This is a genomic window from Vibrio methylphosphonaticus (genome assembly GCF_023634655.1).
GTDB lineage: Bacteria > Pseudomonadota > Gammaproteobacteria > Enterobacterales > Vibrionaceae > Vibrio > Vibrio methylphosphonaticus.
The window spans coordinates 24332-38446 of the sequence record NZ_JAMKMS010000010.1 but is presented as its reverse complement, the minus strand read 5'-3'; the positions used below and the strand labels follow the sequence as shown (position 1 = coordinate 38446).

12 protein-coding genes and 1 pseudogene are annotated in these 14115 nt (G+C 43.3%); 3 read left to right on the top strand and 10 right to left on the bottom strand.

Annotated elements, in window-relative coordinates; translation table 11 throughout:
• Positions 1–17 precede the first annotated feature (17 nt).
• The 6 genes and pseudogenes from M9196_RS13065 to M9196_RS13040 form a co-directional block, all read right to left on the bottom strand.
• Positions 18–198, bottom strand: a pseudogene (locus M9196_RS13065) (hypothetical protein); the annotation flags it as partial.
• A 193-nt stretch (positions 199–391) separates the two neighbouring features.
• Positions 392–1522: an ISAs1 family transposase gene (locus M9196_RS13060; RefSeq protein ID WP_250617965.1), complete on the bottom strand. Its 1131-nt coding sequence runs from the start codon at positions 1520–1522 to the stop codon at positions 392–394.
• Between the two features lie 464 nt (positions 1523–1986).
• A complete protein-coding gene (locus M9196_RS13055; RefSeq protein WP_250617964.1) occupies positions 1987–2979 on the bottom strand; it encodes a Gfo/Idh/MocA family protein in 993 nt (330 codons plus the stop codon).
• A 13-nt stretch (positions 2980–2992) separates the two neighbouring features.
• Positions 2993–4012, bottom strand: a complete 1020-nt coding sequence (locus M9196_RS13050) for a zinc-dependent alcohol dehydrogenase (protein WP_250617963.1) — start codon at positions 4010–4012, stop codon at positions 2993–2995.
• Between the two features lie 64 nt (positions 4013–4076).
• Positions 4077–5618, bottom strand: a complete 1542-nt coding sequence (locus tag M9196_RS13045) for a PTS transporter subunit EIIC (RefSeq protein WP_250617962.1) — start codon at positions 5616–5618, stop codon at positions 4077–4079.
• A gap of 17 nt (positions 5619–5635) precedes the next feature.
• Entirely contained in the window at positions 5636–6964 is a 1329-nt protein-coding gene (locus M9196_RS13040; RefSeq protein ID WP_250617961.1) for a 6-phospho-alpha-glucosidase, read from the bottom strand.
• 212 nt (positions 6965–7176) lie between these two features.
• Here M9196_RS13040 and M9196_RS13035 point away from each other — a divergent pair, with 212 nt between their 5' ends.
• On the top strand, positions 7177–7902 hold the full coding sequence (locus M9196_RS13035) for a GntR family transcriptional regulator (RefSeq protein WP_250617960.1): 726 nt from the start codon (positions 7177–7179) through the stop codon (positions 7900–7902).
• A gap of 493 nt (positions 7903–8395) precedes the next feature.
• Here M9196_RS13035 and M9196_RS13030 read toward each other — a convergent pair whose 3' ends face one another.
• Positions 8396–9046, bottom strand: a complete 651-nt coding sequence (locus M9196_RS13030) for an SGNH/GDSL hydrolase family protein (protein WP_406707684.1) — start codon at positions 9044–9046, stop codon at positions 8396–8398.
• 236 nt (positions 9047–9282) lie between these two features.
• On the opposite strand from M9196_RS13030, the gene yjjG reads away from it, so the two are divergent.
• Positions 9283–9957: a pyrimidine 5'-nucleotidase gene (gene yjjG, locus M9196_RS13025; protein ID WP_250617959.1), complete on the top strand. Its 675-nt coding sequence runs from the start codon at positions 9283–9285 to the stop codon at positions 9955–9957.
• A gap of 158 nt (positions 9958–10115) precedes the next feature.
• Here the strand turns inward: yjjG and M9196_RS13020 are convergent, their stop codons facing one another.
• Positions 10116–10655, bottom strand: coding sequence for a DUF3124 domain-containing protein (locus M9196_RS13020; protein WP_250617958.1), 540 nt, complete (start codon positions 10653–10655; stop codon positions 10116–10118).
• A gap of 294 nt (positions 10656–10949) precedes the next feature.
• Complete coding sequence (locus tag M9196_RS13015) at positions 10950–11996, bottom strand: DUF1214 domain-containing protein (RefSeq protein ID WP_250617957.1); 1047 nt, start codon at positions 11994–11996, stop codon at positions 10950–10952.
• Positions 11997–12443: 447 nt separating this feature from the next.
• Between M9196_RS13015 and M9196_RS13010 the strand changes: the two genes are divergently transcribed.
• Positions 12444–12875 carry a hypothetical protein gene (locus M9196_RS13010; RefSeq protein ID WP_250617956.1) on the top strand — a complete coding sequence of 144 codons (432 nt, stop codon included), beginning with the start codon at positions 12444–12446 and terminating at the stop codon, positions 12873–12875.
• Positions 12876–12938: 63 nt separating this feature from the next.
• Here the strand turns inward: M9196_RS13010 and M9196_RS13005 are convergent, their stop codons facing one another.
• Positions 12939–13898, bottom strand: coding sequence for a LysR family transcriptional regulator (locus tag M9196_RS13005; RefSeq protein WP_250618103.1), 960 nt, complete (start codon positions 13896–13898; stop codon positions 12939–12941).
• Positions 13899–14115 lie beyond the last annotated feature (217 nt).

Sequence of the window (14115 nt, the reverse complement as noted above, 5' to 3'; positions counted from 1 at the left end):
TTAAAGACCGCAATCGCTTAAGAATCTGTGACTGGTGAACAAATGGGATTCACGAAGCTCCTGATATTCATCTTGGATCCAAGGAGAGAAGCCAGCAGGTACATACTTCCAATTTTGCGGTGGAGGAATAGGCCATCGGCTGGTGGTGTGTGCCAACATTCTGACTCCATGCTGAGTTATGATTCCTGCTTCACGAAGCGAACAGCACCATCAATGCTGGACACTAAATTAAGCGATTTTGGACTTGATATGTCTATAGTTATTCATGAGCCGCTAAGGTTCGATATTTGAAGCTCAATTCTATCCAAAAACGTCACAGTCTGAATTTTTACCCGTGGCACTTTCTAACTCAAAAGTGCTTCAAATCATTCAGGCTTAAGGCAGGGCAAGATTACGAAACCCCTTGCCCCGCAAGGATTTGAGAAAGATAAGCGTTACTTCGATTTGCTTTCTTCTGCTTCCTCTTGATCCCACCGTTAAATGATTTTTCTGCTGTAAGTAAATTCAAAGCTATATGACGCACCACAGCAAAATTTTCTCCCGCTTGCTCTCTGCGTATTCGGCAAGCATCTTCATTGAAGCCAACATCCAAGCGCCAGTGCATTTGATTTTCAATGCTCCAATGCGCTCTAGTACTTTCAAGCAAAGCTTTAGCGCTCAGTGACGCTGAACTGATGTAGTATTTAACTTGCATCGTTTCTGGAAGCTTGTCACCTTCTTGACGGATTGAGAATACTACGCCAACAGTTGATAAGTTTGGCCAATTAAACGCTAAGTCACCTAAAAAATCAGTATTGGGTTCAACCATACTGACTCGTGTTTCAGTGCGACCATGCCCATTTTCTTGAGTAACATATTTATCGCCACCAAACGTATTTATTGTCCGCGAATTAAATATTTCTGATATCGCTTCTTCAAGCCGTTTTTGATTTCCTTTCACAGCTAATAAATAGTCAGCTCCCTTATTCACTATTTTCTCTGCTATTTGCCTCTGGCAACCCATCGCATCAATGGTAACAATGCATCCACGAATTGATAAAAGTTCGAGTAGCTCTGGTATTGCTTTAATCTCATTACTCTTTTCGGATGTCTTTACTTGCCCAAGAACAACTTGATTTGCCGCGCTAAACGCACTGACCATATGAATGGCACCACAACGCTTATCTTTGTTGTAAGTGCCTCTGAGCGTTTTGCCATCGATTGCAATAACTTCGCCTGAGGTTACATCATGACAATCTTTCATCCAGGATGAGAAACACCGTTGTAATTGCTTAGCTGATATAAGATTAATAACTCGAGCTATTGTATCGTGAACTGGAATACCATTACTGAAGTCACCATATTGACGAAGCCACTCTAAGTTATCTTCACCAAAGTCCTCAATATCTTCCCACCCTTCGGCTCCTGCTATTACTGCAGCGACCATCAGGAAAATAATATCCGTTAGTGAATGCTCTATTTTCCACGATTGACGAGGATCTCTAATAACTGAAATGTGTTCCAAGAGGCTTTTTTCGTCCATGCCATATACCTTGCAAAAGATAGTATATGATCACAGCCAACATTGATCGTCAAATCGATCGTTTATTAAGTTGTTATTTTGAGATGTTCACGCTATTTTGGGTCATTAGCTCATCACGCCTGAACCCTTATTCCATAACGGGTTTTCATGATCTTACCCTGAGGCTTAAGGTACTTTCAAATACCGAACCCAATAATTTAGATTAGATGAAGTTATCCTAGAGCTTTCATCTAGGTTGAAAGCTCACTTTGACGATCAGTTAATGAAAACTGATTATAAATCAGCCAATGGATTTTATACAATCAAGGTAAGTCAGACGATCCCGGAGAAGCTCCTTAAAGGTGCGATTTCTTAACTCGAATCTGAATTGCTGATTTTAAGCATTGGGGATTCGCCACTCTATAGCTTAAACCCAAAAAAGCCCCTCGCGGGGCTTTGCTAAAACTGTTCGGGAGTAGAAGCAGTTATACGTTGTTATCACAAGAGAAGGCAATCCCAGCACTTAGTCGTGCTTGCTCGATAACGTTCATCACAGAGACCGAATGGTTTAGGTGTTGATAGCATTGCTCAAGATCTTGTTCTCGGAACAAACGCTCGAAGCTTTGGAACTCTTCGACCATATGATTTTCATGATCCGCTTCATCAAACGTTTCGGTATGCTCGCCACACACAAATGTTACGCTTGGACAGAAGTTTGTCGCTCCTTCAACCTTAATGTAGCCTTTCTCACCTTGTATAATGGCAAAGTTTGGGCTGGTTGAGTCTTTTGCTGCTGCACATGATGCGATGAAACTTGGGTATTGAAGGGTGCAGATGCCCGATGTATCGATGCCGTTGTGCCCTTGATTCGCTAGGTAGTGCACATCGCTTGGCGTACCAAACAGCCCCATCACAAAATGAATGTTGTAGACATTTAAATCGTACAGGGCACCACCTGATAGCTCAGGACTAAAAGCAGGAAGAACATCGCCGCCTTTGTACTGAGGGTAGCGACTCGAGAACTGGGAGAAATTACACTGCACCAGTTTAATATCACCAAGCTCACCGATCTTTTCTTGAATATATCGGTAGTTTCTAAAGTGCAGCAGTGTGATGGCTTCAAACAGGTACAAGCGCTTTTCCACTGCCATAGTTGCCAACTCTCTACTTTCACTCGCTAACGATGTAAAAGGCTTCTCACAGATAACGTTCTTGTTTGCTTCAAGCGCTTTTTTGGTGAACGCATAATGCAGGCTATTGATGATACCAACATACACAGCATCGATTGATTCGTCAGCCAAGAAGTCATCGTAATCGGTGTATACCGTTTCAATAGCGTATTTCTCAGCGAGCTCTTCTGCAATCTGGCGTTCTTTTTCAAGAACACATATCGCAGACACAGTAATTTCATCAATCTTCAGAAGTGCTTCTAAGCAGACTTTTACGATACCGCCTGCACCCACGATTCCAAGTTTCATTATTGATCTCCTTTTACAGCTGAGTCCAGTCGAATGCGACGCACTTGTAGTTATCACGATCTTCCATCAAGCCTTGATAGCCTTGCATTGCATCACGAGGAGACAGGATATGACTGATGTAGTCTTCTGCTTTCAAACGACCATCTTTCAGACAATCGACGATGTACTGCATATTGCGCTCTACACACATGCGTGAGCCTTCTTGCTCGTAAAATGGATACAAACCATTGTATGCACCCTTAACGGTCAGCATGCGCATATGAATGCGATTAAGAATGGCGGTAACATTACCTTGATGCTCGGCACGTGGAGAGCCGCTCAAAATCACCTGACCATTGAATGCAGCACAGTTTACCGCTGTTTCGATAGCAGGCGATACGCCTGCGACATCGATGGCAATATCAACGCCGCGACCATTTGTTAACGCCATAACTTCAGACTCTTGATGCTCTGGTGCACAGCTAACAACGTGCTGAATGCCGATTTTTTTTGCGTCTTCGGTACGAGAAGCAACAGGGTCAATGGCAATGACTTTTGCTCCCGCAAGTTGCAGAAGCTTCGCGGTGATAAGACCGATGGTGCCGAGGCCAAATACGGCCGCTGTGTCACCAAGTTTGATGTCAGCGATAGCGACACCATTCATCGAGATAGAGGCTAGGTAGACCAGAGCCGCTTGCTCTAAAGTCAGCTCTGGATCGACTTTGAGGATAAGTTCTAGATTGCGTCCATTGTGCTCGAAACGTTGGAACTGTTTGTGCGGGCCGTTGAACATTACTCGGTCACCCACTTCGATGCCAGATAAGTCATCGCCTTTTTCAACGACTTCGCCGACGGAAATATACCCGGTGTAGAGAGGGTACTCGACACCTTTTTTAATACCATAAACGCGAGATAGCTCGGTACCAGCACTAATTAGTGACATCTCATTTTTAATGATGGCTTCATTGGATTTTAGATTCGAGTCATCAAGTTGTTCATTTAATAGTTGTACGTCTTTTAAGCCAACAAGCTTTACGTTATATGTATCTCTCATAACTTACCTCAAAAAATTTAAATTTTATAAGGGAGGAGGGCCTCCTCCCTGAAATTTGGATGGTCTAGGCTTCTAAACCTAATGCGTCACACATTTTCTCTTTATAGGTTTCTACGTGCATGCCAATGATAATTTGAACATTATTGCCATTAACAACGACGCCAGTTTGTTTACCTTTCTCTATCTCTAACTTATTAATTAACTGTGGGTTTTTAACTTGAACACGTAATCGAGTAAAACAGTTACCAACGGTTTCGATATTTTCTTGTCCACCTAAGCCAGAAATAAAGTGTTTCACATCTGAATTGTCACTGACGGCACTTTTAATTACGTCCTCATTGGAGACTTCTTGGTCTTGGAATATGTCGATATTTCTCTTTTTAATGATCCATACCGTTGGCAAATACCATAGTGGCATCATTAAAATACCGATCAATACAGTGAAATGAGCCTTCGTTAAACTTAACGGCATCGCAATATTGGTAATAATCAGGTCAATAATACCGTTTGGCATATAAGTGCTAACGCCAAGCATGTAGGTAATACTGTCTGCAATACCGCCAACAAGTCCATAGATAAACCAGATTGATGGTGCAATGAAGATGTATAGGAAGTGTAATGGCTCAAGAATACCCGTACCTACCGCTACCGCTAAGCTCGGAATAATGATGCTCTTAGCGTAGGCTTTCTTCTCTTTGGATGCAGTGCGGATAAAAGCAGCTGCGATAGCTAAAGAACCAAACACTTTAGTCAGACCGAAGCTCACATACTTAATCGATGGATCTAGCTCTGTGATCTCATTTATATGCGACATCTCAGCAAGGAAGATGGTTTGCGCACCATGAATCACTTCGCCGCCAACCTCTGCAGTACCGCCTAAAGGTGTGTAGAAGAAGGACATCCATAACGGGTGATGTAGACCTGTTGGGATTAGCCAGAAGTTCCATGCGGTGTAGTTAAAGATTCCGAACACACCTGAAGTCTCAATCAACGAAGCTAAGTTGTTGATCATATTGTTCATTGGTGGCCAGAAGTAACATGCAGAGATAGCAAGTACAGCGGTAATTGGAATCATTAGAATAAATACAAAGCGAGAGCCTTCATAGATTCTAAAATACGCACCAAACGTCAAGCCTTGGTATTTATTATGCAACCAACCGACTAAGATCCCCATTAGCATGCCGAGAATAACGCCCATGTCGACAACTTGGAAACCGAGTACCATTGCTTGACCAGTACCGTATAAACCAGCGATACCTTCTTCTGCTAACATATTGTTATTAGTCAGATAAGTATTGTTGGCAACCAAAAAGAATAGGAATGATATAAGCGCGGTTATAGCAGCATCGACCTTTTTCTTTTGTGCAAGTGCTGCAGCCAAACCCATACAAAATATAATTGGAAGATTGCCAAGCATCCCAAACATCATTGACATAATCATGTCGCCGATAGAAATAATGAAGCTAGGCATAAACTCCATTCTCATAATTGCCGCAACAGCCATCGCTGTACCCATTACGGCAATAAAAAGAATAACCTGTATCGCTGCTCTGGAGAACTTTTGTGTCGCCTCCTTGGCATTGTATCGTAGGGCAGAGGTATTCATTTTATTATCCTTGTTACTTATTTATTAAACTGAGGTAAATAACTTCTGTTTTCTTCAAGAATTTCTTCAACGATCGCTTTCGCCTTGGGTACATTGACCACAGTGCGGTTTAAAGTGAGGGCGTTGATGAGTTTTTGCTTGCTACCTTCATACCAAGCGTCAACCACGAGCTTTTCGTAGCCGAGTTGGCTTTCAATCATGGCTTTTTGGAATGTTGGTATCTTACCGACGCTTAGAGCTTTCGGCCCACTGCTCGTTAGCAAGCTTGGGACTTCAACCATCGCGTCTTCTTGAATATTTGAGATAGCTCCGTTATTTGGAACAATGACTAGGTAGGTTTCGCACAAATTGTAAGCAAGAGATGCTGCGACTCGAACCATGTAACGACCATGAATATCAGCGTGTAGCTCTTCTTGAGCCGTGCTGTTGGCGGAAATGACGCGCTGGCAAAGGTCAAAGACACGTTTTTCTCGCCCATTAATGACCTGGCGTGCACGCGTATTGTTGATGTCCTCTTTCGCGGCCATCTTTTCAGGGTACAGATAGTACTGTAGGTAGGTGTTTGGTAGGTACCCTGGGTTGTCACGAAGCATCGTTTGCATGTTCTTAAACGTTGCTTGCCATGATGGGTCATTGACGATTTCAGAATCTACCGCTTTGATACCCTCATTAAGAATCACGTCCTTAATACGGTTTGTAAGATCTTCACCCTGTCGGTTTTTAATGCCGGTAAACCAGCCGTAATGGTTGAGTCCGAAGTACTCAGGGACTAGATCCCAGATCTCGCAGCCAAGGATTTGAGCATAGCTGACCATAATAGCCGCAGGCATATCACAGATATTGAGGATCTTTTTATCTGTCGGGAATTCACGATTGAGAGCCTCTGCTACGATCGCTGCAGGGTTTGTGTAGTTCAGGATCCAAGCGTCTGGACACTGTTTTCGGATATCGTTGATGATTTCAATCATGTCACCGATTGAGCGAAGACCATAAGCCATGCCACCTGGACCACAGGTCTCTTGGCCAACACAACCGTGCGCAAGAGGGATTTGCTCATCACGCTCACGCATTTGCAAGCCGCCGCTACGGATTTGGATGAAGAAAAAGTCGCTATCTTTGAATGCTTCTTCTTTGTTTGTGGTGTAGTGAAACTCTTCTACTTCTGGGTAATGTTCTTTTAATAGGATCTTTGTCGCTTCGGCATTCAGTGCTTGGCGTTCAGCGTCAGTATCATAAAAAGTGATCTTTCTCAGCGGAAATGTCTCTTTTTCAGCGATCAAACTCATGATCATACCGATAGTGTATGTGCTGCCAGCGCCTACGATTGTAAGGTTTTGTTTCTTCATTTCTGAACCTATTGGATGTCGATTAAGTGTGTTAAATGTATCCCCTGGTTAAGTACATTTAAAGTACATTTGTGTTTTTAAGTTTAAAAAACAACCATAGATCACACAAATGTATGCTTTTGTAGATTGGTAACGGCTATAAGTACTATTTGTTGAATTAAAAGTACCATTAATGTATTATTTGGGGAGGGAAAATTCAACGAGGCGACATAATGAGTAAACACCTCTACATGAGAGTTTCGGAAGTACTAGAACAAAGAATTGCCGATAAAACTTATCCTCGAGATTCTTTATTACCTACCGAACAAGAACTGCAAAAAGAGTTTGGCGTAAGCCGAGCAACCATTAGAAATGCGATGAAGATGCTGGTCGAAAAAGATCTTGTGCATCGAGTGCGTGGCGATGGTACGTACATCAAATCGGCTAAGACTCAACATGATGCGTTAAGTCACTCTGGCTTTACGGAAGAAGTTGAGCAACAGGGCGGTAAGGCGTCAACCCGTATACTCTCATTTCAACTTCAAGAAGCTGACGAATATGTGGCGCAAAAACTGGATGTCGTGGCAGGCGATCAAGTCTACTTCATTAAGCGTGTTCGAATGATTAATGATGTGCCTGAGGTGTTAGAGCACAGCTATATGCCTTTTGCGTTGTTCCCAGACTTGTCTGTAGAAACGATTCAAAACTCGAAATACCAATATGTCGAGCATAAACTTGGTCATAAAATCAAACACAGCCGAGAAAAAGTGTACGCAGAAGGTATATCTGCAGAGGATTCAAAGCCTTTGAAGCTGAAAAACGGTACTCCAACATTGTGTGTAGAAACGATTGGTGTACTTGAAGATGGTACTATCTTTGACTTTGCCATTAATCGATTTAGTTTGAAGCAGTATTCTTTCGAATATACATCTCCACGAAGTAAAATTATTCAGCAGTAATAACCGTTTTAATGTAGTGGCTGAGTGATTCTGGCCACTAGAATTGAAGCTTTCAATAGCTAAAATTATGCGTGAGATTCTAATTTAGCAAATTCATTGACAAGCTTTGTCCCATTCCAATTCGGGACGCTTGTCTGTCACACTTCAAGGCTAGCCATTTAACCTACATTTTCTAACCCGTGTAGTGTCTAGCGAAGTAGGTCTAACCAAATGTGATCTGCTCCAGTGATGCTGGACACTCACGTAAGCGACTTTTGCTATACTATCAATAATTCATGCTTTGCTAAATTAGCATTTTCGCTAAAACGGAAATGTCCAGAGGCTTCTCAGCGCGGTCATCGCTAGTCATTCTGAGCCTATAAATTCTATCGCCATTTTTAGGCACTTCATGAAAGATTGGAAAAGAAGGAATAATGGGAGGGTTGAACAATTTGTGTATATAAAATTGTTGCCCCTTTTTGATTGTTATAGCCTGAATAAAAGTGGAACTGGCTTAAGAAGTGGTTTCCATTATGGTAGGAATTCGCTTAGCAAGTATATCTGCAAATATTTCATGTTGATCCACTTGCCAATGAATACCCTCTTTTGGGCAAGGTTGAATCTCCGTTGCCGCATCGAAGAAATGGCAGCCAAGCTCTTCAGAACGAAGCTTAAAATAGTAACCAAGCTCTTTTGATTTAGGTTCAGCGTTTGCAAACCCCTCTTTAAGCGGATTGACTTCAAGGACATGGGTGGGAGATATCAGCAACACTTCAGGTGGTTTCGCCATGAAACCGTGTTGATATTTTTGCACCAATTGAACAAGTCGTGCTGCACCTTTGGAAATATCACTGGCAGTCAAATTGAAGCGAGACTTTAGATCATTTGTCCCGAGCATCAGCACGACAAGATCTGGATGGTGGCTTTCAATACATGGAAAAAGGTAATCGAGTCCATTTTTCCCGGCTTCATAAGGGTCATCTAACACGGTAGTTCGACTGTTTAAGCCTTCTTCAATTACCCTATACCCAGTAGGTAGCTTTTTCTGAAGCAGCATAGTCCAACGCTCTTCAGTATTATACCTGCGGGGTAAATCAGGCGAGCAACCCCAAGTATTGGAGTCCCCAAAGCATAGAATTGATGTCATAGTCATTACAATTGTCATTTGAATTTTTTTTAATTGTATTATAAATGATGTTGATATTGTTTGTGCTGTGTCATGTGATCTACTCTATCAAGTCAGTGGCTATTCAGTGAGCGTCTTTTATCGGAATATTATGAGCGTTAATTTGCGGTGATTGTTGTAGGGAAAGAATAGTAATCGTCGATTGACAAATCTTCCATTTGTAGCAAAATCCGTTGCACATATTGCCTCCGGTTACTACCCAAGGAACACGCTTGATGAAATACGATTGGATTTTGTTTGACGCCGATGAAACCATTTTTAACTTCGATGCATTTGCAGGGATGAGGTTGATGTTTGAAAGGCTTGGTGTTGACTTCACTCATGATGATTACGCTCAATATCAGTTGGTGAACAAGCCGCTTTGGATTGACTACCAAGATGGGAAAATCACCGCTGCGCAGTTGAAACAGATCCGCTTTGAAGGCTGGGCAAAGAAACTTGATACGACACCGCTTGCTTTGAATAGCGCCTTTTTAGATGCAATGGCGGACATCTGTACGCTGTTGCCTGGTGCCCGCGAACTGATGGATGCGTTATCTGGTAAAGCGAAGCTCGGTATCATTACGAATGGCTTTACTGAACTTCAGGCGATTCGATTGGCGCGTACGGATATGTCGCATTATTTCGATCATGTGGTGATCTCTGAAGAAGTGGGGATCGCCAAGCCAGATGAAGGCATATTCTCTCACGCCATGACGTTGATGGGGAATCCATGCAAGACTCGCGTGTTAATGGTGGGGGATAACCCTCACTCAGACGTGCTAGGTGGGCTCAATTTTGGTATTGAAACGTGCTGGTTAAATACGCAAGGTCAAGAAAAGCCACAGGGTATTGAGCCTCACTATGAAGTGAACTCATTGCAGCAGTTACAGCAGATTTTGATCGCTTAGACACAGATGACCGTTACGAATGGTCACTGATAGCTTCAAAGGTATCCGGTCAGCGGTGCACTTTTTAGATGCTGCTGACCGGTTCATGATGCTTGGGCTAATTGAGCACGAGCCTTTTGAACGATGATGATAAGGGCGACTGCAATGCTTGCTGCACGTTAATTCACGCCGCGGCTAGTGAATGAAATATTGTTGCTTTCACTTGCACCTATCATGACGGCTTCGAAAATGGGGGCAGAAGCGCTATTTGGGTTAGACCACTGAATGTAGAAGTTAGCACCAGCGCCGCCGCTGACTTCGCGCTTTTCAACTAAGTACTCGGCGCTCGACATGGCGTTGAGCTCGTACCCTTCAGAAACAAACTGCTTAACACGCTCACCATTGGTATCGTAGTAATCAATGCTATGAATATTAATGGTATTTTCTGGATCAGTATTGCGAATCACGAGCGTAGATTCCAATAAGACGGCTTTACCACCATCGGCATAAATGTGAGAGTAAACCGGAACATAAGCCCCTTTTTTACCATGACTCGTGGGAGCAATCGCCGCTCTTTCGATTTGTTGTGCTTGATGGCTGAGCTTTTCTTCGATGGTATCAACCGATTTTACAAGGTTGCCTAGATAAATGGCTAAACCAAGCACTAAAACGACAGAAATAATGGAAACAAATTGGCTGGCATTATATTTTGCGGTCATAGACAGTCCTAAATGGTTACGAGGGTAGAAAACCATTGTACTAATAATGTCGGTTGATTTGGGGTTGTTTGTTTAGATTATTGTCGTCTAGTAGGGTGGTTTTGTTAGTAAGTGTGTATTTTTCCTATAAAAAGGCAAGAGGTGTCGACGTGTTAATTATTACGCTGGCAGAGTTGGATTAATACTGAGTTATGGCAAGTATGGGGTCGTCGTGAGCAGGCGATGTGCTCTGCTCACGATGAGTTGATGTCCAAGCGCCGAATGAAGCAATTAAGTGCTCAATAATGCTTAGCGTTATTGAGCAACAACAGCGGATGCTTCGAGCGCTGAAATGATAGGGTCTTGTTTCGCTGCCATGACGGTAGGGTTTACACCATAATGACGTGAGGTAAAGGTAAAGTCTTTACCTTTCGTATCAATATTATTTTTAGCGGAATCGCCGCAGTTGAAAGACACCGTGACAGAGTCGTCAGTGTTCTTCTGCCATGTATTTGAACTCACATGACTCACGCCTTCGATCAAGTATTTATCAGCATCATAGGCAGTGATTGAGGTGAAAAATTGGTTTTTTGGATCTGAAAATGTTGCCGTATAGCAGACATTCGCTTGCATTTTTGGACTGTTGGAATATTTGTTGCCCACAAAGGCTTCTGGGCTTGCGCCACCCCAGCCAGCGGCATTTTCTAGATTCCATTGATGAAGATCGGTGACTTTGTCACTGGTTCTTGGGAACGTGTAAGTGAAATTTTGCATGTTGTTCACTTCCTGAGTGTACTTTTTGACCCAAACTTCCACATCGTCGTAGTTATAGGGTTGAACCTGATAGTCTGTTGCGAAATTGAAGTCCGACGTATCAACTTTATCAAGCTCCGCTTTTGCTTCGGCAATGCCGTTCTCTGTTCCTGAGCGGTATAGTACGAATGCGTATTCAGATTCCACACTTACCGTGTAGTGCCCATCCTCTACGATATAATGTTGTCCATGTCCACGTTCTGTAACGATCTGAACAGCCATGTAGTTGTTCGTTTTAGGAATAGAGAAGGTCACAAAGCCATCAATCGCTTTGACAATGGCGACGCCATATAGTGTGTCATCATTCATCTGCACTGTAGGCGCCGCTTGACCGCGCGGAGGCAACCCTTGCATTTTAACAAATTCATGAGTTGCACCTTTACTTGCCCAGTTACGGTAGTTACGTGCGGTTTCGGCATGGGTAAAGTTTTGCTCAGTGATATTGATGGTTTGCGCGTTGGTTGTCTGAATAGCGTCGGCGGCCATGACCGAGCTTGTAATAAAGGCACTGGTGATTAGGGTTAACGTAGCGATATTGGCAGTGTTCATAGTGGTTCTCTCAGTGTTTGGCTTACTTGAAGTAAAAGGAATCCCTTTACTCATGAGTCCGATGAATCCAGCAAATCCGTTGACGTGAACTTCACGTGTAATCCTAATCACTTATTGCTTTTAATAAGTACGTTGCTTGTCATCTATGAGTGACATTAACCGGGACTGATTATTATTTGAAATGATATTAATTAATCCCAATCATGCGCTAGGCGTATATCATCTAATAATTATGAGGTTAGAAAGGGCTGAAAGAACAACAATGCGAGGAATGGCGTATTCCGCACGGCGGCATAGCGGCATACCCTTGGTATAACCGACACGCATAAGTGTTATGCATTATTACGATTCGTCACCATGGTCACATTAACGTATGTTTTCCTCATCGGTAGGGCTTAGCTCAATGAATGATTGAGCGCCCATAATGTAACTATGAGGTGGTACAACTTGCGATATCAATCCCTATTCGTCACGGCAATGATGCTTTGGTCTACGGCATCCTATTCAAATGGGGGGGCGTTAGTGGATCCCCATAGTAATTTAGCTTTTGACTATGACAACGTGACTCAGGATGTGGCTCAAGCTGAACTCAATGAATGCGTGTCTATTGCGTCCCAAGTCAGTACTCAGCCGGAAACACAAACACGCGGTTCGGGTGCCAGAGGCGCGGCGAAAGGCGCGGCAGCGGGTGCGGTAGTTGGGTCGGTTAGTGGTAATAGTGGCACTGATGCTGCGAAAACTGGGGCCGCTATTGGGGTTGTGGGCGGCAGACTCTCGGCTCGCCAAGAGAGTAAGGCTAACCAAGAAGCAGCCGACACGTCGTATAAGACGGTTTTACGTAACTGTATGCTTGATAAGCATTATGTCGCTTTAAATTGATCTCAGGTGACGGGGAGTTGACCACCTGAGCTTTGCCATGAGGTTGTGAGTGACGAACAGTCGTTAGTCAATGGCGGGGGGAAGGACAGCGTCTTCAACCGTAGAGATAATTAATTGCTTTAACCATTGATGAGCCGCACTTGTTGCGGTTCTTTTGTGTTCGATGAGGTAAAGATCAACGGCGAGTTCGGGTTCATTATTTAGCAACAGTACTGGCACAAGTTGCTCACCAATGTGGCTTAAATCTGTGAGTCTGTGTGAAGCAACCATAATGGTCTCAGTATGCTGCATCAGTTCGACAAGGGTAAAGAGTTGCGCACTTTTAAAGACAATATCACGCGCAATGCCTTGTTTAGCAAGATGAACATCAACGGGGTTACTGATGCCAATAGCGGAGCGAATGTCTAAACTCATGTCGACAAATCGATAGCGTAAACAATCTTCAAGTGTGACCGAATCGGCTTGAGCAAGCGGGTGATTTTTTGCAACATAAAAAACAGGGTAAGTCGTGCCTATCTTATTAAATGGGAATTCTATGCTATCGGCGGGTGCATTGATATGTATTGAAAAATCGACATCGCGCGACGCTAATTGTTGCACCGGACTGACTGTGATAGGGAATTCAACCAGACTTGCGCGTGGTGCTTGTTTAATCAGGGCAGCAGTAAGAGGGGCAGAGAGAAAACTGCTCATTAACGGTGGAACAGAAACAACAAAAGTTTGCTCGCACTTCTCTGGTGCGAAGGCTGATTTTGCCACCAGCGATTGGGTAGCTCGTAATAACTCCGCGAGTGGTACTTCTAACTCTAATGCTTTTTGTGTGGGCACTAGCCCATTAGATTCCCGATAAAAAAGAGGATCATCAAATAAGTCTCGTAAGCGACTTAAGGTGCGGCTCATTGCTGGCTGGGAAAGGTATAAGGTCTGTGCTGCTCGGGTTACGTTTTTTTCTTTAAGCAATACGCTCAGTGAAACTAACAAGTTGAGATCTAACCGAGACAGCTGTTGCTCTAATGTAACCATAGACATGCACCAAAGTAATATTCCTTAGTGAATTTGTACATCGGAATGGATAGTAATACAAGTGTCGTCGTTAGTCGGATGGGCTATGTTCTCTTAGTATCGGTGTCGAAGATCTATCGATTTTGTGGTTCAGTGAAAGCGAAGGAATGAAGTAGCGTTGTATCAAGCGGCTAGGCATTAAGCAGCTAGGCATCAAGCAGCTAGGTATGTTGACATA

Bases quoted from the DNA above. Each gene is read 5' to 3' on its own strand.
- M9196_RS13020 (WP_250617958.1), bottom strand. From the start codon at position 10,655: ATGACCGCAAAATATAATGCCAGCCAATTTGTTTCCATTATTTCTGTC.
- M9196_RS13040 (WP_250617961.1), bottom strand. From the start codon at position 6,964: ATGAAGAAACAAAACCTTACAATCGTAGGCGCTGGCAGCACATACACT.
- M9196_RS13050 (WP_250617963.1), bottom strand. From the start codon at position 4,012: ATGAGAGATACATATAACGTAAAGCTTGTTGGCTTAAAAGACGTACAA.
- M9196_RS13005 (WP_250618103.1), bottom strand. From the start codon at position 13,898: ATGGTTACATTAGAGCAACAGCTGTCTCGGTTAGATCTCAACTTGTTA.
- yjjG (WP_250617959.1), top strand. From the start codon at position 9,283: ATGAAATACGATTGGATTTTGTTTGACGCCGATGAAACCATTTTTAAC.
- M9196_RS13045 (WP_250617962.1), bottom strand. From the start codon at position 5,618: ATGAATACCTCTGCCCTACGATACAATGCCAAGGAGGCGACACAAAAG.
- M9196_RS13055 (WP_250617964.1), bottom strand. From the start codon at position 2,979: ATGAAACTTGGAATCGTGGGTGCAGGCGGTATCGTAAAAGTCTGCTTA.
- M9196_RS13015 (WP_250617957.1), bottom strand. From the start codon at position 11,996: ATGAACACTGCCAATATCGCTACGTTAACCCTAATCACCAGTGCCTTT.
- M9196_RS13035 (WP_250617960.1), top strand. From the start codon at position 7,177: ATGAGTAAACACCTCTACATGAGAGTTTCGGAAGTACTAGAACAAAGA.
- M9196_RS13060 (WP_250617965.1), bottom strand. From the start codon at position 1,522: ATGGACGAAAAAAGCCTCTTGGAACACATTTCAGTTATTAGAGATCCT.
- M9196_RS13030 (WP_406707684.1), bottom strand. From the start codon at position 9,046: ATGACAATTGTAATGACTATGACATCAATTCTATGCTTTGGGGACTCC.